Consider the following 19262-nt stretch of genomic DNA (forward strand, 5'->3'; position numbering starts at 1 on the left):
GCACAAAAAAGCCCCACATTCGTGAGGCTCTGTTTTTTTAGTTATTATCAGACGGAAAACGGATACTGTATCGGCTCATGGTGCTGATAATCTTCGACTTTAAAATCATCCATAGTGACCCAGGTTTCCAGATCGTCCAGTGATTTAATCTCTGGATTAATCACCAGCCGAGGCGATGGATACGGCTCACGCTTGAGCTGAACATCGCGCATCAGTGCCAGCTGATCCTCATAGATATGTGCATTAACAATCTTGTGATAGGCCTTGCCGGCTTTATGTCCCGTGATTTGCGCCATCAGAGCCAGTAAGGTGAAGACCTGAATCTGATTAAAATTGAGCCCGAGCGGCACATCACATGAACGCTGATAGCTGGTCAGATACAGACGGTCACCCAACAGCGAAAACGTATGCGTGTGCATACACGGCCGCAGGCAGCCCATGTCAAATTCACCCGGATTATAAAACGTCAGTATCTCACCGCGATCGTCCAGGCCCCGGCTCAGATCATCGACAATCTTTCGCAGCTGATCCAGGGTGCTACCATCAGGCTTACGCCAGCTTCTGCCCTGCACGCCATACACGCGTCCCATGTCGTCAGTACCTTTACGGTGAGGATTACTCAGCCATGCCTGATTGTCATTGGCGTTGGCATTCCATGTGTTACAACCGATCGCACGAAACTGTGCTGCACTGTCGTAGCCACGCAGATAGCCAAGCAGCTCTGCAATCGCGGCTTTCCAGTAACTTTTACGCGTGGTGATCAGCGGAAACTGATTGTTGGCCACATCATAAGTCAGGTCAGCATTGATCAGCGTCAGGCAACGCTTGCCTGTCCGCTCGTTTTCAACCCATTCACCTTCATCAATAATCCGCTGGCATAAATCTAAATACTGTTTCATTGTCTCTCTTGACCGGAATGTAGCAGAAAAAATCTGCCCGCAAGAATAACACAAAACAGGCAGCCATATGGCTGCCTGTCGTTGTCACATTAAGCGGTGCGGTGTGCGTCCGAACGCTTGTAAGCCCAGAGCATCAGCAGTGCCCCGCCAATCACCATAGGCAGAGACAGGATCTGCCCCATGCTGATCCAGCCCGCGAACAGGCCAAGCTGCGCATCAGGTTCACGGCAGTATTCAACCAGGAACCTGAACGAACCGTAACCCAGCAGGAATAATCCGGATACGGCACCCGCCGGACGAGGTTTACGGATAAAGAGATTGAGGATGATCAGCAATACCAGGCCTTCCAGGAAAAATTCATACAACTGAGAAGGGTGACGAGGCAGCGGCCCCCCGGTCGGGAAAACCATGCCCCAGGGTACATCTGTGACCCGTCCCCACAGCTCACCATTGATGAAATTTCCAAGCCGGCCGGCACCGAGACCAAACGGCACTAACGGCGCCACAAAATCCGCCACGTCGAAGAAACGCCGATTATTGCGATGGGCATACCAGATCATGGCTGTCATGACGCCTAATAAACCACCATGGAATGACATACCGCCGGTCCAGACTTTAAACAAATAAAGCGGATCAGCCAGGAACACCTCGAAGTTGTAAAACAGGACATAGCCTACACGGCCGCCGATAACGACCCCGAGAAAGCCCACAAACAGCAGGTCGCTGACTTGATCTCGCGTCCAGCCACTGCCCGGCTTGTCTGCACGACGATTTGCCAGCCAGAGCGCAAATACGAAGCCCAGCAGGTACATCAATCCATACCAGCGGATCGCCAGCGGGCCAATTTGAAACAGGATTGGGTCAAAGTTTGGAAAAGTCAGATAACCTTGGCTCATTCAACATACTCGTGGTTAATCAATAAAGAAGTTCACGGCGGTACAGCATGTGCCCACAATGAAAAGTCTCATGTCAGTCCCCGTGACTGACCCGAGTTAAAACAACATTTTGCCACCCACAAATAACAAAAAGATGGCAAAGATCTTTTTCAGTGTCTGAGTCGGCAGATGGCTGACCATAAGCGCACCGTATCGAGTGGTCAGGACAGAAGTGCAAACTACACCTATCAGTGCCGGCAGATACACATATCCCAAGCTGTATGGCGGCAGGCTGTCATCACCACTGCCCGCGACAATAAATCCGGCCATGCCGGCTATCGCAATAATGGACCCGCAGAAAGCAGCAGTCCCGATAGATCGGCGCATTTCTACGCCATACCAGCTCAGGTAAGGTACGATCAGCGAGCCGCCACCTATCCCCGCCAAACTGGCCACCAGTCCTATCACAGTGCCACTGCCTGCAACGGCCACCCGGCCCGGCATAGGATGACGCCCTGTGACTTTCAATGAGAGCAGCATTTGCAGCGCCAGTAAAAGCACAATACCAGCAAATATCCTGGGCAGCCAATCCGCAGGCACCCACTCGGCCACCGCACTCCCGGCAATGCCCCCCAATACCATACCCGGTGCCAGTAACCGGACCAGGGAAACATCAACATTGCCCAGCCGCAAATGGCTGCGTGCCGAAGAGCCGGACGTCAGCACAATACAGGCGAGCGAGGTCGCCAGTGCAATGTGCATAACAAGTCCCGGCTCGATACCGGTTTGGGGTAACATCCAGACTAAAGCAGGGACAATTAATAATCCCCCGCCAATACCCAGCAAACCAGCCATCAGACCGACCACAGCCCCCAGCCCCAGGCACATCAGGAGCAGCCATACCATATCCGGCATCACTTACCTGCCCGGATGAAGCCACCCATGCCGCGTTGTTCAACAAACTCTGTTGCCATTTGCCTGACATCATGGCCGAAAGTCGCCTGTAATGCCTTATCAGCGAGTTGCGTCATGTCGGCCAGACTGGCATGACGAAGGACATATTTAATTTTGGCAACGTTGCGGGTATTCATACTTAAAGAGCGGTATCCCATTCCAACCAAGAGTAAGGCACCGAGAGGATCGCCCGCCAGTTCACCGCACACGCTCACCGGTATGGATAACGCATGGCTGGTATCCTGAATGTGCTTAAGTGCCTGAATGACTGCCGGATGGAACGTATCATAGACACTGGCCACACGAGAATTGTTCCTGTCGACTGCCAATAAATATTGCGTTAAGTCGTTGCTGCCTACTGAAATAAAGTCGACCCGCCCTTTCAGAGCCGGCAACTGATATAAAATCGACGGGACTTCGATCATGATGCCCAGTCTTGGCCGCTTGAGCACTTGTCCCTTGCTGGCGGCGTACACAGACACTTCGTTGAAAGCACGATCAATCAATGCCTTAGATTCATCCAGCTCAGGAATGCCGGAAATCATGGGCAAAAGTATATCCATGTTATCAAGACCAATACTGGCCTTTAGCATGGCCCTGACCTGAATAAGGAAAATTTCAGGATGATCCAGGGTAAAACGGATACCCCGCCAGCCAAGAAACGGATTATCTTCTTCAATAGTGAGGTAAGGCAACGGTTTATCACCGCCGATATCCAACGTCCGCATCACCACAGATTTACCCGGGTAAGAGGCCAGTATCGAGCGGTACTGAGCCGCCTGCTCCTCTTCAGACGGAAAGCTGCGCTGCAGTAAAAACGGTACTTCGGTTCGGTACAGACCAACACCATCAACCCCTTTATTCACTGCGATATTGGTGTCAGCACTTAATCCGGCATTCAGATACAGATAAATCCTTTCCTGATCTTCGGTTTCCGCCGCTTTATCCAGATCCTGTTCGACCAGAGCCGTCAGCTCATTTTCTTCTCTCAGTAAGCGCTTGTACTCGGCCAGAATCTGCCGGTTGGGTTCAATAAGCAGATCGCCGCGATAGCCGTCCACCACCACCAGGGCGTTGTGAACTTTTTCCGGTATAAAATCAACGCCCATGATGGCAGGAATGCCCAGAGCCCGGGAAAGGATCGCGGCATGAGAGTTGGCGGCGCCTTCCTGAGCCACCACAGCAGCCAGTTTATCACGCGGAATACTGGCCAGCATGGCCGCGGTCAGCTCCCGGGTTAACAGTACAATCGGGGCATCCCACTGGTGCTCGACACCTTCTTCGTTATGGAGGAAAAACAGCAGGCGCTGGCCAAGTTCGCGAATATCGTGCGACCGTTCGCGCAGATAATCGTCCTTCATATTGGCAAAGCGGACAGAATAGGCCTCTACCGTCTGCCTGACGGCCCATTCGGCCTGATCGCCACCAGCCACTTTGGCAAACAGATCCTTACGCAGCATGGGATCATTGAGCAGATGACTGAAAAGATCAAAAATCGCCAGGGTGTCTTTGTGCAGCTCGCTGTCAAAGCGTTTACGCAGCCGGCGAAACTCATTACTCGCCATCTCAATGGCAATGCTCAGACGTTCCTGCTCGGACTCTCGGTCCAGACAGGAGGCCGGTGACACCGCTTCCAGCCGGGGCTGGTTGTCATCCCACCAGGCTTTAGCAATGGCAACCCCTGTCGATGCGGCGGAACCTGTCAGATGCAGGCCGTCACGCTGGCCTGGCCACATCCCCTGCGCTTTGGCATGTGCCAGAATTACCGCCAGCTGTGCGGCCAGTGTCACCATGAACGATTCTTCACTTTCAGTGAATTCACGCATATCACGTTGCTGAATGACCAATACGCCGAGGACTTTGCGCTGATGGATAATGGGGGTGCCGAAAAAGGAGCGGAAGGTTTCTTCGTTGGTTCCTGGGATATGTTTGAAGTTCGGGTGCTGGCGGGCATCGGCCACATTGACAGGCTCAGCCTGACGGCCCACCAGACCAACCAGACCTTCATCAAACCCAAGCCCGACCTGATAAGAAGGTTTGGTCAGCCCCTGGGTAGCCATGAGCATATATTGCTTGCGGTGTTCATGAACAATGTAGACTGAGCAACACTCAGTCTTCATTGCCTGGCAAATACTGACGACCAGCAGATCCAGTGCCTCGAGTAATGTCGGAGCACTGGCCACTTTCTCTACAATTTCTCTCAGCTGGGTCAGCATAAGCGTTACTTTCCCTAGGTTAACTCCGTTTGTGTTTACGTTTTAACTTGCGTTCCTTGCGCTCCTTGAAAGGCATCGCCATCGCCGCGAACTCTTTCAGCGCCCGGCGATAAACATCCCGTTTAAAGGACACAACCTGACGAACCGGATACCAGTAGCTGACCCAACGCCAGCCATCAAACTCCGGTGTACTGCCACGCTGCATGTTCACCTTAGACTCATCGCATTCCAGACTCAGCAAAAACCACTTTTGCTTTTGTCCGATACAAACTGGTTTGGAATCCCACCTTACCAGACGTTTAGGCAATTTGTATCGCAGCCAATGGCGGCTGGATGCCAGAATCCTGACGTCTTTTCTGGTGAGACCCACTTCCTCATACAGTTCACGGTACATAGCCTGTTCCGGGGTTTCCCCTTCATCAATACCGCCTTGTGGAAACTGCCAAGAGTGTTGTCCATATCGTCGAGCCCAAAATACCTGGCCATGGCTGTTACAGATAACTATCCCCACATTAGGGCGATATCCATCGCCATCAATCACTGGACGACCTCAAGTAAAAATATCAATTAACAGTGATTTTTTCACAGAATTAGCCTCAGGGTAAACATTCATTGTCATCAATCACTGTTTTTTCCTACCTAGCACTCACTTTATGGATAACTTAAGAGGAATTCAGAGGTTATAAACAAAGAAATGAGACCTCTCCCACATTTATTCACGCTTTCTGTGGATAGTTGTGTGTAGAAGCTCTTCTATTGTCCATTTAATCAACAATAAAGCAGGCTCCAAACAATCGCCACCCGCGTATAACAAAAATAAAATATCGATTAAACTCAAATGTTTAAGTTTAAATTCAGTTTGAAATACCACTAAAAGCCAAATGACTTCCCAGAGGATCAATGCGACTGGTTAAAGATCAACCACCCTTGGCTTTATCCACACCCCTCGAACATTAACGGTTAAATAATCACCGTAATAGCGTTTAAATACTGCACAAAACCCTGTTGATACGTCCAGCTCACACAGTATTCACATTGTTCAAAAAAGTACCTGTGGATATCTTGCTCCCAGGATCCAACCCAAACAGTCTGATCGAGCAGGTAGTCATAGATCCGCACAACGTCCCGACTGTGTTAAAATGCATGGCCACGTTTTTTTGAAAAGTGACTCATCCTAATGACGATCTCCAGACGACCCGCTCCTACCTCAGAATCAGAACTGCTCAGCCGGGCAAGTGCGCTGGCCGGCTTTACCCTGGGCGAGCTGGCCGAGCAGGCAGGACAAATCGCACCTCCGGATTTACGCCGGGATAAAGGCTGGGTGGGCCAGTTGCTGGAATGGCATCTGGGGGCAACAGCTGGCAGCCAGCCCGTCCCTGATTTCGCCAATTTGGGTATTGAACTCAAAACTATCCCCATCAGCCATCTGGGCAAACCGCTGGAAACCACCTTTGTCTGTGTTGCCCCCCTGATTGGCTTACAGGGTGTGAACTGGGAAAACAGCCATATCCGGCACAAACTCGCCCGGGTCCTGTGGATACCCGTTGAAGGTGAGCGTGAAATCCCGCTTTCTGAACGTCATGTCGGCTCTCCTCTACTGTGGAGTCCATCTGCCGAGGAAGAAGCACGGTTACGCCAGGACTGGGAAGAGCTGATGGAACTGATAGTGCTGGGCAAAGTGGAGCAGATCACCGCACGCCACGGCGAAGTCCTGCAACTCAGGCCCAAAGCAGCCAACAGCAAAGCGCAGACCGATGCTTACGGCGCAGACGGTCGCCCGATAAAAACCTTGCCACGGGGCTTTTATCTCAAGACCCAGTTCACCGCCGAACTACTCAAACGCCACTTTATGCTCTGATAACAGAGCGGGCTACACATTAATCGTCATGTCACCCTGGCAACACTCAGGTTTACCATCCAGTGAGAATTCATCATGAGGATCAATTGTCCTTAGCGTGATCGACTTGATCCCAAGTGGTCGCAGAAAATCCCTCACCTGCTCCATGGTCTGAAAATGCAGCATATTGTCTTCGTCATCCTTGAGTGGCTCAAGATGATGTTTATATTCAACTTCCATAAGATAATCTGCACGACCCGCATAACTGGTCAGTACGCACTTAGGTACCTCTTCTCCGGGTGACTTTACCCAGTGCTTGAATTGGGACAGTTTCATAATCACACCTTTTCAAGGGAACTGTGTTAACTATGTGCGAACATTCGCTTATCAGCAAGGTTTTACTGTTCAGCCTATGAGATAACTGCTTCATTTTACTGCGGCTTCTCAGCGACCCATTCCTAGGTTATAGTCAGGGAGAATTTGCGGTCCAAGGAGGGCAAATGAAATACCATAAGATCCCCCATTCAAACCTTGAAGTGAGCCAGATTGGCCTGGGCACCATGACCTTTGGTGAGCAAAATACTGAAGCCGAGGCACACAGCCAACTCGATTTTGCTCTGGAGCGCGGTATCAACCTGATTGATACCGCTGAAATGTATCCTGTACCGCCGAAAGCTGACACTCAGGGGCTGACCGAAGCCTATATCGGCAGCTGGCTGAAGAAATCAGGCAAACGTGACCAAGTGATTCTGGCAACCAAAGTCGCCGGTCCCCGTAATGTCCCCCACATCCGTGACAACATGGCACTCGACTGGCGAAATATTCACGAAGCCGTTGAAAACAGCCTGGAAAGATTGCAAACAGACTATATCGATCTGTATCAGCTGCACTGGCCGCAGCGAGAAACCAATTGCTTTGGCAAGCTGAACTACCCTTATCCCGATACCAACACAGGTGTCACTCTGACTGATTCGCTTGAGGCACTGGCCGAACTGGTGCGGGCCGGCAAAATCCGCTACATCGGCTTGTCTAACGAGACCCCATGGGGTGTGATGTCTTTCCTGCGCCTGGCAGAGAAACATGACCTGCCGCGGGTGGTGACCATTCAGAACCCCTATAACCTGCTTAACCGCAGCTTTGAAGTCGGTCTGGCTGAAATCAGCCATTATGAAGGGGTCAAATTACTGGCCTACTCCCCGATGGCCTTCGGCACCCTGAGCGGCAAATACCTCAATGGCAAAAAACCCGATGGTGCCCGCTGCTCGCTGTTTGAGCGCTTTGTCCGTTATTTCACGCCGCAAGGTGTGGCTGCCACGGAAGCCTATGTCAAAGTAGCAAGAAAACACGGTCTGGATCCGGCGCAGATGGCCCTGGCCTTTGTTAATCAGCAGCCGTTTAATGCCTCAACCCTGATTGGTGCCACCAGCCTGTCCCAGCTCGAGGCCAACATCGACAGCCTGTCGCTGGAACTCAGTGCAGAAGTCCTGGCAGACTTAGAACAAGTCGGTATTACCTACTCTAATCCTTGCCCTTAAATTATGTAGCCAAAATGAAAAAGCCCCCACCTGAGTGGGGGCTGTCAGTATTTTTCTGGCCTTACCCCGCAGAGTAAGGCCAGAGGTTACGTCAGACTTCGCCACCTCAACGCTCGCCTCAGATGACGTGTTTTACGGCTGGCTCGCAGACCGACCAAAGCGGAATCCACACGCAAGTCTTTCTCGATGCCCATATCTTTTAGAATATGTGGCGATAAATGTGGCAGATGAACCTGCATACGTCGGTGTTCGCGACGCCATGCTTCTTCTTCACGATGTAAATCAAGACGAATAAGTAAAACAGCAAAACGTAAATAGACTGATTGGCGCATGATTGTGCTCTCCAGGTTAATAAAATGGAGGGACGCAAATACGACCGTTTTCAGGCTGACAACATACTAGCCGCGACAGACGTATCCGCGGCCCATTTACAGAGTGTATTACTGTAAAAAGTATCTAAGGTCGATGACCTTAGTGCTGATGGGAAGTGTGATCATTAACACCAGCAGGACGCAGACATTTAGTATTGAATGTGCTCATTGTGTGTTCCTCCTGGTTATAAGATAGAAAGATGTGATATGAGTGTTATTTTTGCCTGATAGTGCATCAAAAACAAGAAGTTATTTTGCCTTACACGATAAAAAGGGAAATACTCCACCGAACAGACAAGACAACAGGCCAAGCCAGATAGATTTCGTTATTTAGCTTAAAATACCAGCGTATTCCTCTTTCACAGTACAGATGCCATTCAGTCGCCCTGTTTCCGTCAGGACAGTTTCATGGTTTTCATCATAGCCAGCAGCGCTCTGCCCGCCGGGCCCAAGGCATGCTGACTGCTCCATGCCAGATCTATCGGCTGTTTCCATGCCTGTGCCTCAAATGCCGGCTCCAGCTTGACGACATGCCCGGCCTGCACTTTTTCCCTGACCATTTCAGCCGGCAAGACTGTCCAGCCGATACCCCGCTGAACCAGTTCCAATGCTGACAGAATATGCTCAGTTCGCCAGATAGCATCAGACACCCGCCATTCTTCACTATCCTGGCCATAGCGGCCTGTCAGTAGGATCTGGCGATGCTCCCGAAGATCGTTCCAGTTCACTGAACGCTGAGCCGCCAGCGGATGCTTGCTGGCGGCCACGCACCAGAGATCAACCTGACCTAATCCATGCACAATGATATCCGGATGCAGAAAAGACAGCTGTACCATGAGAGCAAGCTGAGCACGGCCTTCTTTTAGCAACTTCAGGACATCACCGGTACCGACGGTAAGAATCTCAACTTCGACCAACGGAAACCGGACTTCAAATGGCTCGAGCACATCGGACAGGGCCGGCAGCATCGCCATCGATTCAACAACCAGAGTGAGTTTAGGTTCGATCCCCTGCTGAAAGCTGTCCGCAGCCACTTGCAGTTCTCCGCACTGTGCCAATACCCTGCGCGCTTTTAGCAGCAAGGCTTCGCCCGCTGGTGTCAGCCGCGGCTTTTTACCGCTGCGGTCAAACAAGATCAGATTAAAGTCCAGTTCCAGATTTGCAACCGCGGTACTGACAACAGACTGCGCCTTTCCCAGCTTGCGCGCTGCTGAAGAAAACGAACCGGTTTCTGCAGCGCACACAAACGCTCTAAGTTGCTCCAGTGAAAACTGCATACCCAAGACCTATCTATAAAACAGATAACAACTAACTTTTATCTATCGATAATAGCATTAGGATAGCCCTCAGACCGATTCATTATTCAGAGGTTAGTAAAATGCGTACACAAAGAGACAGAATTCGTCATGCCATTGGTTTTGAAGCCATTGCGCTGATTCTGATCACCCTGGTGCTGAGCCAGCTGTTTGGATTTGATATGGCAAAAATTGGTGTTTTGGGCGTTATTTTTTCTGTCATTGCGACATTTTGGAACTACGCCTATAACCTGCTGTTTGATCACGCCATGCTGAAATATAGCGGTCATCTGCATAAGCAGGCCCGTCACCGGATCATCCATGCTCTGGGCTTCGAGCTAAGTCTGCTGATGATCACCCTGCCGATGCTAGCGTGGTGGATGGGCATTGGTCTCTGGCAAGCCCTGATCATGGACTTGGGTCTGGTCGTGTTTTATCTGGTCTATGCCTATGCCTATAACTTGGCGTACGACAAAGTGTTTCCCTTACCTGAAACAACGCACGCTTAAGTGCTACAGCTAAGTGTTCTGACCCAGATCCCGCGGCGGCGGGATCAGGTCATGTTTATTGAGCAGCCGGTACATAGTGGCGCGGGATACACCAAGCTCGCGTGCTGCTGCTGAAATTTGTCCCCGGTTATTCTCCAGCACACTTAACAAGGCGCTGCGTTCTGACTCTTCCCGGATTTTTTTCAGGCTCTGCTTGTCATCGGCCTGCCTTGGCAGCTCAAGATGATCAGCCTCAATATTCTTCTGCTCTGTCAGCAGCACTGCCCGTTTTATTCGCCCGACCAATTCCTGTACATTGCCTGGCCAGTTATAGGTGGCTATGGCCTGTCTGGCATTATCAGAAAATGCTTTCACTCCGCAGTTATACTGGCGGGCATACTTGAGTAACAATGCATCGGCCAGCATCAGTAAGTCATCTCCACGCTCGCGCAGTGGCGGGACCGTCAGACTAAGGACATTCAACCGGTAGTAAAGCGCTTTGCTCAGCCGCCCTTCACTGACCAGAGTATCGAGCGGATAATGTGTCGCTGCGATTAGCCGGGGTTCAGCACTGACCTCAGAACCATTTTCCTTGGTAAAGCGCCCGTCCTGCAGCCAATGGACCAGTTCTTGCTGGCGATCCTGAGGTAAGGAGGTCACTTCATTGAGAAACAGCACACCGTCTCTGGCCGCCTCAAAACAGCACTCAGACTCGCTCCCTTTCACCGCCCAGCTCCGGCCGATACTTGAACAATTCACGACAACAAAACGCCCTTTCGCGCGGGTTGATGCCTGAAAAATGGCTTCCGCGACCATTTCCTTGCCTGTACCTATCTCCCCCTGAATCAAAACCGGCATATCCGCCGCCGCCAGACGTTTCACATGCTGCAGCAGCTTTTTCATTACCGGTGTATTGCCCTGGAGTCCCTGCTGGCCGAAGTGACCGAGCTTTGGCCAGACTTTTCGTTCCAGTGTCAGCATGCCGCGCTGGTGGCCTAAGGTTTTCAGCAACTGAGACTCAGGGATCGGCGAGGTGAAATAATCGATACAGAAACTGACGATAAACTGGCAGACAGATTCAATGCCGAGCTGTTCGTCTCTGACCAGTGCCAGCCATCGCACCTGCTTGTGCCGGTTTACCAGACTGGCAATGGCCTGAAGACTAAAGTCATCATGGCTCAGATCAACCACCCCCAGGCAAGGGCCGGTTTCAAGTAATAAGGTTTCTGCTGCCCGCAGATCGTGACAATGATGACAAATCCATCCGGCCTGCTTCAACGCAGCCAGCCAGGGGATAGTGTGTCCCCCAAGCAACACCAGTTCACCGTGCCAGATGTCCTTGCGCGCATCCATTCCCATTCGCTCACCCATTTCACCGATAGCAGCACCATTCAGAGCCAGACTGCTACAGTGGTTCTGATCATAAAAATGCAAAACAGTATTCAACAAGTATAAGAGACAGGATCGCCAGATAACAAAAATATCACCTGTAATAACTAAAACAGGTGATATTTCCAGAAGTGCATCAAGAGGATAAGGTTTAAAAAATGGAGATTAGGATTTTTTTTCCATACAGGCTTCGTTCGTCACAGGTTCACTGACAAAGCCGCCGGCGCCTGTGTACCAGAAGCGCACACCCAGTCCCATGGCGATAGCATCACCAAAATTCTCACAGGCGACCTCCACCAGGGCAGGCTTCACTTTTGACGCATCCAACTGCCAGTTCCACCGTGTACTGCGTAACTGACGAATAATCGTTAACAGCGAGCGCTCACTGTCAAAATGGAACTGACGCACTTCGCCGCGATCGCCTTCCGGCGGTAAATCATTAAACTTAGTGAATTCTTGTTTCCACTCTTCAGGCAACGAACCGACAAAGTCGGTCGGTGGCTGAGTCAGTGCCATAGCTGCACAACCACTGAGCACCAAAGCGCTAAAAGCAAGAAAGATCGTTTTTTTCATTTATCAGCCTAACGTTGTTCACATCACCACAAAGCCTGAATTATGACACTTTACTCATAAACTCATCTATACCGGATAACAAAAAATGTTAAACATCGCTGAAATACATTTTACCTTTCAGCACGCTCGGCACATTGGCGATGTCTTTTGGCCCGGAGGGCATAAAAAAGCCACTTCGACTGAAGTGGCTTAAAGAGATTCATCGTCTCAGCGTATTAGTTCTGCGGACGCATTGCCGGGAACAGAATAACGTCACGAATGGTATGACTGTTGGTAAACAGCATCACCAGACGATCGATACCAATACCCTGGCCCGCGGTTGGTGGCAGACCGTGTTCCAGCGCGGTAATGTAGTCTGCGTCATAGAACATGGCTTCGTCATCACCGGCATCTTTGGCATCCACCTGGGCTTTGAAACGCTGGTCCTGATCTTCTGCATCGTTCAGCTCTGAGAAGCCGTTGGCCACTTCACGACCACCGATGAAGAACTCAAAACGGTCGGTGATGAACGGATTGTCATCATTACGACGCGCCAGCGGTGAAATGTCAGCCGGGTATTCGGTGATGAAGGTTGGCTGCAGCAGTTTAGGCTCGGCCGTTTCACCAAAGATTTCTTCCAGCAACTGACCGCAGGTCCAGAAAGGTTCAACCTGGATGTGCAGCGATTTCGCGATACCTACCATCAGATCACGATCCTGTACTTGCTCGTACGTCAGGGTCTGAATAGTGTCATGATCCGGGTTGTATTGCTTAATCGCTTCCAGCATGCTCAGACGCGGATAAGGACCTTTAAATTCAATCACTTCATCGCCATAAGGCAGACCGGTGGTCCCACACAGATCCTGTGCAATAGAGCTCAGCATGTCTTCGGTCAGGTCCATCAGATCACGGTAATCCGCATACGCCATATAGAATTCCATCATAGTGAATTCTGGGTTGTGGCGCGGCGACAGACCTTCGTTACGGAAGTTACGGTTGATTTCAAATACACGCTCAAAGCCACCAACCACCAGACGCTTGAGATACAGCTCAGGAGCAACACGCAGGTACATATCAATGTCGAGCGCGTTGTGATGCGTGATAAACGGACGCGCCGTCGCGCCGCCAGGAATCACATGCATCATAGGCGTTTCCACTTCCATGAAACCTTTGGTCGTCATGAACTGGCGAATCGCATTCACCACTTTGGAACGCATCAGCATAGTATTGCGTGAATCTTCGTTCACGATCAGATCCACATAACGCTGGCGGTAACGCTGTTCCTGGTCAGTCAGACCATGGAATTTTTCAGGCAACGGACGCAACGCTTTGGTCAGCAACTGGTACTCGTCAAAGTTTACATACAGATCACCCTTGCCGGACTTATGCAACGCCCCTTTCACACCAATGATGTCGCCGATGTCCAGACCTGAATATTTTTCTTTCAGCTCTTTCTGCACCTCTTTGGACGCATAAGCCTGAATACGGCCGGAAACATCCTGGATTGCCAGGAATGGACCGCGTTTGGCCATAATACGGCCGGCAATCGCCACAATGTTGTTGGCTTCTTCCAGCTCTTCTTTGGTTTTATCACCAAAGCTGGCCTGCAGATCAGCCGCCAGGCTATCGCGGCGGAAATCGTTCGGGTGACCGTTTGCTTTGCAATCCTGACGAATGTGTTCCAGTTTCGCGCGGCGCTCTGCAATCAGTTTGTTTTCGTCTTGTACTTGTTCAGTCATGGTTAACCTTAACTACAGTTCGGGCCGGTATTAAAGACCGGATTTCAGACTAGCTTCAATGAAGCGGTCCAGGTCTCCGTCCAGCACCGCCTGGGTATTGCGGTTCTCGACACCGGTACGCAGATCTTTGATTCGGGAATCATCCAGCACATAAGAGCGGATTTGACTGCCCCAGCCAATATCAGACTTCGCATCTTCATTCGCCTGTTTCTCGGCGTTCTGCTTTTGCATTTCCAGTTCAAACAGCTTAGCTTTCAGCTGTTTCATTGCCTGATCTTTGTTCTTGTGCTGAGAGCGGTCATTCTGACACTGCACCACAGTGTTGGTCGGTACGTGGGTAATACGTACCGCCGATTCGGTGGTGTTGACGTGCTGACCACCCGCGCCCGAGGCACGGTAAACATCAATCCGCAAATCTGACGGATTAATATCGATCGCAATATTGTCATCCACTTCCGGATACACGAAAGCCGAAGCAAAAGACGTATGACGACGGCCGCCTGAATCGAATGGCGATTTACGCACCAGACGGTGAACGCCGGTTTCAGTGCGCAGCCAGCCATAAGCGTATTCACCGCTGATTTTTACCGTGGCAGATTTCAGCCCGGCCACATCACCTTCAGAGACTTCTATCACTTCTGTTTTGAAGCCCTTGGCCTCTGCCCAGCGCAGGTACATACGCAGCATCATAGATGTCCAGTCCTGGGCTTCTGTACCACCAGAACCGGCCTGCAGATCGACATAGCAATCGGCACTATCGTGATCACCGGCAAACATACGACGGAATTCAAGCTGTTCCAGCTTGTTAACCAGCTCGTCCAGTTCAGGACCAATCTCGTCAAAGGTTTCCTGATCGTTTTCCTCGATCGCCAGTTCAAGCAGACCTTCGACGTCTTCGACGCCCTGGTCAAGCTGGTCGATGGTTTCCACTACAGCTTCCAGCGCTGCACGCTCTTTGCCTAATGCCTGAGCACGCTCTGGCTCATTCCAGACATCAGGTTGCTCTAATTCTGCGTTGACTTCTTCAAGACGCTCTTTTTTAGCATCGTAGTCAAAGGTACCCCCTAAGGATGTCGGTCCGTGCAGACACATCCTCAAGACGGTTTTTAATAGGATTAACTTCGAACATTGCCACTCTTCTTAGCCTTTTCGCCGAAACGGACATAACCGGAGGATTCTAGCGAATTGCGGCAGGAATAAACAGAGGATCACAAAACTTATCCAACATTTAGGCTGTGATATTGACAGTCAGAATTTTTGGATAAAGGAAAAACGGTGAAGCCGGCGGCGTCACCGATAAACAGATTATACCGCTTCGAGGTACTCAACCATCAGCTGAACGCTACGATTGCCTCGAAACTCATTGATATCCAGACGATAAACCAGGTTTACCTGTTGTACTGAGGCATCCGGCCAGCGCCGGACATCAATATTAAACGCAATGGCATCTATCATGCTGCCGCCATCGATCGGCTCCAGCATCATTTTCAGGTGCTTGCTACCGACCAGACGCTGCTGCAGCAAACGGAAACGGCCGTCAAAGCTCGGTTCCGGGAACTGCTGTCCCCAGGGACCGCCACCGCGTATCAGCTCAGCCGTCTCCATCGTCATCTCCTGCGCCGCAAGCTCACCGTCGGTCAGCAAGATACCGCGCAGGGCAGACTCATCCAGCTCATCCCGCACAGCCTGATCGAAAGCTTTGCTGAATGCCTCAAACTGATCGGCGGCGAGCGTCAGCCCGGCAGCCATGGCGTGTCCGCCAAATTTAAGGATCATGCCCGGGTTGCGGGTATCGATCAGATCCAGCACATCACGCATGTGCAGACCGGGAATGGAGCGACAGGATCCTTTGATTTCTCCCTCGCCCGCCGCCGCAAAAGCAATCACAGGGCGGTGATACAGCTCTTTGATCCGCGATGCAAGAATGCCGATAACCCCCTGATGCCAGTCGGCCTGATACAGCGCCAGTCCGTAGGGCATGTCTTTTTTGCTGAATTTCAAACGCTCGCAAATCGCCAGCGCCTCTTCTTTCATGCCCTGTTCGATTTCTTTTCGCGTCTGGTTAAGGCCGTCTAACTCTACCGCCATGCGCCGTGCCGACTGAATGTCCTCGCACAACAGCAGCTCAACCCCAAAAGACATATCATCAAGACGGCCCGCTGCATTGATACGCGGGCCCAGCGCGAAACCCAGATCGCTGGCTACCAGCCGGGACGGATCGCGATTTGCCACCTCAATCAGCGCCTGAATGCCCGGCCGGCACTGTCCGGCGCGAATGCGCTGCAGACCCTGATGCACCAGAATCCGGTTATTGCCATCCAGCGCGACCACGTCAGCCACTGTGCCCAGAGCCACCAAATCAAGTAAGCCGGCCAAGTTGGGTTCAGGGATCCCCTGCTCAACAAACCAGTTTTGCTGGCGCAGCGCCGCCCGCAATGCCAGCATCAGATAGAAGGCCACCCCAACCCCGCACAGCGCTTTGGAGGGAAAATCACAGCTGTGCAGATTCGGATTGACGATAGCATCGGCGGCAGGCAGGACATCTCCCGGCAAATGGTGATCGGTCACCAGCACCCGGATACCTTTCTCTTTTGCAGCGGCAACCCCGGCCACTGACGACACACCGTTATCCACCGTCATAATGATTTCCGCGCCACGGGCAGCGGCCTGCTCAGCCACATCCGGGCTCAGACCATAGCCATCATCAAACCGGTTCGGCACCAGATAATCGACATTGCGGCAACCTAACTGCCGCAGCGCCAGGACGGAAAGTGCTGAGCTGGTGGCACCATCGGCATCGAAATCGCCCACCACAATAATACGCTTGTGTTCACGCAGTGCATCAATCAGCAGAGTGACGGCCGTATCAATACCATTCAATTTGTCATAACTGTGCAGCCCCTTGGCGCCTCGTTCCAGATCTGTGTCGGTACGGAGCCCACGGCTGGCATAAATACGTTTCAGCAAAGGGGGGATTTCAGAGGAAAAGCCTGAGGTATCCGCTTCAGGGCGACGCTTGATTTCGATTTTCATTAGACAACTTAATGGCGATTGGCAGATGGGTAAAAATGAGAGGGTGTTATATCAAAAAACCCTGCTGGCGGGTACCCGTGCGGGCCTATCCAGCACCGGTCTCACAAGTCAAGGCACTGAAAAGGCTCATCCGGATGCTAAAAACACAACAGCCCGCAAGCATGGCGGGCTGTTTGTCAGCAGAGGCAATACTTAACTGCGGCTGTTCAGAAATTGCAGCAGTCGGCTGGCCGGTTGATAGCCTGGCAGCATAGTCCCGTCTTCCAGCACCAGCGCAGGCGTACCTGTCACGCCCATCGCCACACCCAGCTGGTAATGCTTCATCACCAGCGAGTCATTATGCGGGCTTTGCTCAATATTCAATTTGCCCTTTTTGGCGTCATCCATGGCCTGTGCACGGTCTTTCGATGCCCAGATAGCACTCATTTCACCGAAATTCTGTGAGCGTTCGCCACCGCGCGGGAAAGCCAGATAACGGATCGTGATACCGGCATCGTTATACGCCTGCATTTCACTGTGCAGTTTGCGGCAGTAACCACAACTGGTATCAGTGAAAACCGTCACCACGTATTTCTCCTCTTTGGCCGGGTAGACGATCATTTCGCCTTCCATGCCTTTGAGTTTGTCTTTGTTGATTGAGGCCATTTTCTGCTCGGTCAGATTGACAGGCTCACCGTCCACCGACTGATACAGATGACCGGCAACAAAATACTGACCGTCATCGGACATATAAATAATACCGCGCTCGGTCACTACCTCGTTCATTCCCTTGAGCGGTGATGGCGTCACTGATGCTGCAGTCAGGCCCAGCGGATTCAACGTGGCTTCAATGGCACGGACATCCGGCTCTGCACTGGCAGAAAAAGCCGTGAGCGCAGCCAGTGCAACAAGCAGGGGACGGCGGGAAAATGGCATGAAAACATCCTTAACAAATCGTTGGCAATTCAGGGGTAGTCCCTGTGAATACTATACAGACCCTTTGAGTATGGCCATCTTTCAAAGTTCAATCTCAAAAGGCAAGTGATTTCATAATCCGGTGACTCTGCAGGGTTATGATTGGGATCTCTGCCCCAATAAGCTCAGGCCGAAGTGTAACAAAAGAGCACGGCCGCTTTCAGGCTCGCGGATGGTGTTCCTGATGCAACTGCTTCAGACGTTCGGTTGCCACATGAGTATAGATCTGTGTGGTAGATAAATCACTGTGGCCTAACAGCATTTGCACGACCCTGAGGTCCGCGCCGTAGTTGAGCAAATGGGTGGCAAACGCATGACGCATGACATGCGGCGACAAAGTATCGGCATCAATCCCGGCCAGAACCGCATAATGCTTAATGCGATGCCAGAAGGTCTGACGCGTCATCTGGCGGGCACGCTTGCTCGGAAACAGGACATCGGAGCTGACTTCGCCCAACAAGTAAGGCCGTCCCTGTACCAGAAAGGTTTCAATCCATTCCATGGCCTCTTCACCCATAGGCACCAGGCGTTCTTTGTCCCCTTTACCTGTGACCCGAACCACGCCCTGGCGCAGACTGACGTTGTCCATCCGCAGGCTCACCAGTTCAGTGACCCGCAGACCCGTTGCATACAGCAGCTCCAGCATGGCTTTATCGCGCAGCTCAAGCGGATCATTGACATCCGGCGCACCCAGCAGGGCACTGACCTGCTCTTCGGTAATGTCCTTTGGCAGTCGCTGCGGCAATCTGGGACTGTGCAGTATGGCACTGGGATCATCTTCCCTGAGCTTTTCCCTGTGAAAATACTGAAACAACCGCCGCAGCGCCGATGTCATTCTGGCCCGGGAACTCTGCTTGAAGTCTTGCTCAAACAGCCACTGCTGGTAATCCTGCAGATCGCCGGAATCTAAGGACAACAGCGACTGGCTGCGTGAATCCAGCCACTGCTGCAGCTTCATTAAATCATTACGGTACGAAGACAGGGTGTTGGCAGACAGCCCACGCTCCATCCACATCGCATCTAAAAAGCGCTCGATCAGGGCGATATCATTATTGGTTTCCACGTCGCGCCTCTCCCAAAACATCTGGATATAAACACAGTATATTGCAGCATAGTACTGAATTT

The 19262-nt window shown here is 51.6% G+C and carries 18 protein-coding genes; 3 read left to right on the forward strand and 15 right to left on the reverse strand.

The features are described 5' to 3' along the window. Window positions 1-47: 47 nt before the first annotated feature. From D6M16_RS09965 to rppH, 5 genes are all read right to left on the reverse strand, one after another. Window positions 48-899, reverse strand: a complete 852-nt coding sequence (locus tag D6M16_RS09965) for a thymidylate synthase (protein ID WP_120511642.1) — start codon at window positions 897-899, stop codon at window positions 48-50. A gap of 89 nt (window positions 900-988) precedes the next feature. Continuing rightward, complete coding sequence (gene lgt / locus D6M16_RS09970; RefSeq protein ID WP_120511643.1) at window positions 989-1795, reverse strand: prolipoprotein diacylglyceryl transferase; 807 nt, start codon at window positions 1793-1795, stop codon at window positions 989-991. A 96-nt stretch (window positions 1796-1891) separates the two neighbouring features. Then, the gene (locus tag D6M16_RS09975; RefSeq protein WP_420812216.1) at window positions 1892-2692 is read right to left on the reverse strand and encodes a sulfite exporter TauE/SafE family protein; all 801 of its coding nucleotides are present in this window, start codon (window positions 2690-2692) and stop codon (window positions 1892-1894) included. Next, window positions 2689-4944, reverse strand: a complete 2256-nt coding sequence (ptsP, locus tag D6M16_RS09980; RefSeq protein WP_120511645.1) for a phosphoenolpyruvate--protein phosphotransferase — start codon at window positions 4942-4944, stop codon at window positions 2689-2691. Before ptsP ends, D6M16_RS09975 begins: the two co-directional genes overlap by 4 nt. A 19-nt stretch (window positions 4945-4963) precedes the next feature. Then, window positions 4964-5485 (reverse strand): RNA pyrophosphohydrolase, encoded by a 522-nt coding sequence (gene rppH / locus D6M16_RS09985; protein ID WP_027253098.1) that lies wholly within the window; start codon window positions 5483-5485, stop codon window positions 4964-4966. A 636-nt stretch (window positions 5486-6121) separates the two neighbouring features. On the opposite strand from rppH, the gene mutH reads away from it, so the two are divergent. After that, entirely contained in the window at window positions 6122-6802 is a 681-nt protein-coding gene (mutH, locus tag D6M16_RS09990; protein WP_120511646.1) for a DNA mismatch repair endonuclease MutH, read from the forward strand. 12 nt (window positions 6803-6814) lie between these two features. Here the strand turns inward: mutH and D6M16_RS09995 are convergent, their stop codons facing one another. Further along, a complete protein-coding gene (locus D6M16_RS09995; RefSeq protein ID WP_120511647.1) occupies window positions 6815-7117 on the reverse strand; it encodes a DUF6482 family protein in 303 nt (100 codons plus the stop codon). A 164-nt stretch (window positions 7118-7281) separates the two neighbouring features. Between D6M16_RS09995 and D6M16_RS10000 the strand changes: the two genes are divergently transcribed. After that, the gene (locus D6M16_RS10000) at window positions 7282-8316 is read left to right on the forward strand and encodes an NADP(H)-dependent aldo-keto reductase (RefSeq protein WP_120511648.1); all 1035 of its coding nucleotides are present in this window, start codon (window positions 7282-7284) and stop codon (window positions 8314-8316) included. Between the two features lie 86 nt (window positions 8317-8402). Here D6M16_RS10000 and D6M16_RS10005 read toward each other — a convergent pair whose 3' ends face one another. Beyond that, on the reverse strand, window positions 8403-8648 hold the full coding sequence (locus D6M16_RS10005) for a hypothetical protein (RefSeq protein ID WP_120511649.1): 246 nt from the start codon (window positions 8646-8648) through the stop codon (window positions 8403-8405). A 434-nt stretch (window positions 8649-9082) separates the two neighbouring features. Then, complete coding sequence (locus tag D6M16_RS10010; protein ID WP_120511650.1) at window positions 9083-9964, reverse strand: LysR family transcriptional regulator; 882 nt, start codon at window positions 9962-9964, stop codon at window positions 9083-9085. Window positions 9965-10065: 101 nt separating this feature from the next. Between D6M16_RS10010 and D6M16_RS10015 the strand changes: the two genes are divergently transcribed. Continuing rightward, on the forward strand, window positions 10066-10491 hold the full coding sequence (locus D6M16_RS10015; protein ID WP_120511651.1) for a PACE efflux transporter: 426 nt from the start codon (window positions 10066-10068) through the stop codon (window positions 10489-10491). 9 nt (window positions 10492-10500) lie between these two features. On the opposite strand, the gene D6M16_RS10020 is transcribed toward D6M16_RS10015, so the two are convergent. The 7 genes from D6M16_RS10020 to xerD form a co-directional block, all read right to left on the reverse strand. Beyond that, a complete protein-coding gene (locus D6M16_RS10020) occupies window positions 10501-11829 on the reverse strand; it encodes a sigma-54-dependent transcriptional regulator (RefSeq protein WP_162940987.1) in 1329 nt (442 codons plus the stop codon). 195 nt (window positions 11830-12024) lie between these two features. Continuing rightward, window positions 12025-12432: a membrane lipoprotein lipid attachment site-containing protein gene (locus tag D6M16_RS10025; protein WP_120511652.1), complete on the reverse strand. Its 408-nt coding sequence runs from the start codon at window positions 12430-12432 to the stop codon at window positions 12025-12027. 215 nt (window positions 12433-12647) lie between these two features. Next, on the reverse strand, window positions 12648-14150 hold the full coding sequence (gene lysS, locus D6M16_RS10030) for a lysine--tRNA ligase (RefSeq protein ID WP_120511653.1): 1503 nt from the start codon (window positions 14148-14150) through the stop codon (window positions 12648-12650). A gap of 30 nt (window positions 14151-14180) precedes the next feature. Next, window positions 14181-15279, reverse strand: a protein-coding gene (prfB, locus tag D6M16_RS10035) for a peptide chain release factor 2 (RefSeq protein ID WP_120511654.1) whose coding sequence is annotated in 2 segments (ribosomal slippage) — window positions 14181-15203 and window positions 15205-15279 — 1098 coding nt in all. Because the reading frame shifts where the segments join, the coding sequence is not laid out codon by codon here. A gap of 176 nt (window positions 15280-15455) precedes the next feature. Next, window positions 15456-17183 (reverse strand): single-stranded-DNA-specific exonuclease RecJ, encoded by a 1728-nt coding sequence (recJ, locus tag D6M16_RS10040; protein WP_120511655.1) that lies wholly within the window; start codon window positions 17181-17183, stop codon window positions 15456-15458. 192 nt (window positions 17184-17375) lie between these two features. Further along, complete coding sequence (gene dsbC / locus D6M16_RS10045) at window positions 17376-18098, reverse strand: bifunctional protein-disulfide isomerase/oxidoreductase DsbC (RefSeq protein ID WP_120511656.1); 723 nt, start codon at window positions 18096-18098, stop codon at window positions 17376-17378. Between the two features lie 199 nt (window positions 18099-18297). Next, window positions 18298-19152 carry a site-specific tyrosine recombinase XerD gene (xerD, locus tag D6M16_RS10050; protein WP_240435590.1) on the reverse strand — a complete coding sequence of 285 codons (855 nt, stop codon included), beginning with the start codon at window positions 19150-19152 and terminating at the stop codon, window positions 18298-18300. Window positions 19153-19262: the final 110 nt, after the last annotated feature.

This window comes from Photobacterium salinisoli (assembly GCF_003614885.1).
GTDB classification, from domain to species: Bacteria; Pseudomonadota; Gammaproteobacteria; order Enterobacterales; family Vibrionaceae; genus Photobacterium; species Photobacterium salinisoli.

What these genes read in the sequence shown, in the direction of transcription:
- D6M16_RS09965 (WP_120511642.1), bottom strand. Translation starts at nt 899, where the DNA reads ATGAAACAGTATTTAGATTTATGCCAGCGGATTATTGATGAAGGTGAA.
- lgt (WP_120511643.1), bottom strand. Translation starts at nt 1,795, where the DNA reads ATGAGCCAAGGTTATCTGACTTTTCCAAACTTTGACCCAATCCTGTTT.
- ptsP (WP_120511645.1), bottom strand. Translation starts at nt 4,944, where the DNA reads ATGCTGACCCAGCTGAGAGAAATTGTAGAGAAAGTGGCCAGTGCTCCG.
- mutH (WP_120511646.1), top strand. Translation starts at nt 6,122, where the DNA reads ATGACGATCTCCAGACGACCCGCTCCTACCTCAGAATCAGAACTGCTC.
- D6M16_RS09995 (WP_120511647.1), bottom strand. Translation starts at nt 7,117, where the DNA reads ATGAAACTGTCCCAATTCAAGCACTGGGTAAAGTCACCCGGAGAAGAG.
- D6M16_RS10000 (WP_120511648.1), top strand. Translation starts at nt 7,282, where the DNA reads ATGAAATACCATAAGATCCCCCATTCAAACCTTGAAGTGAGCCAGATT.
- D6M16_RS10005 (WP_120511649.1), bottom strand. Translation starts at nt 8,648, where the DNA reads ATGCGCCAATCAGTCTATTTACGTTTTGCTGTTTTACTTATTCGTCTT.
- D6M16_RS10010 (WP_120511650.1), bottom strand. Translation starts at nt 9,964, where the DNA reads ATGCAGTTTTCACTGGAGCAACTTAGAGCGTTTGTGTGCGCTGCAGAA.
- D6M16_RS10015 (WP_120511651.1), top strand. Translation starts at nt 10,066, where the DNA reads ATGCGTACACAAAGAGACAGAATTCGTCATGCCATTGGTTTTGAAGCC.
- D6M16_RS10020 (WP_162940987.1), bottom strand. Translation starts at nt 11,829, where the DNA reads ATGGGAATGGATGCGCGCAAGGACATCTGGCACGGTGAACTGGTGTTG.
- D6M16_RS10025 (WP_120511652.1), bottom strand. Translation starts at nt 12,432, where the DNA reads ATGAAAAAAACGATCTTTCTTGCTTTTAGCGCTTTGGTGCTCAGTGGT.
- lysS (WP_120511653.1), bottom strand. Translation starts at nt 14,150, where the DNA reads ATGACTGAACAAGTACAAGACGAAAACAAACTGATTGCAGAGCGCCGC.
- recJ (WP_120511655.1), bottom strand. Translation starts at nt 17,183, where the DNA reads ATGAAAATCGAAATCAAGCGTCGCCCTGAAGCGGATACCTCAGGCTTT.
- dsbC (WP_120511656.1), bottom strand. Translation starts at nt 18,098, where the DNA reads ATGCCATTTTCCCGCCGTCCCCTGCTTGTTGCACTGGCTGCGCTCACG.
- xerD (WP_240435590.1), bottom strand. Translation starts at nt 19,152, where the DNA reads ATGTGGATGGAGCGTGGGCTGTCTGCCAACACCCTGTCTTCGTACCGT.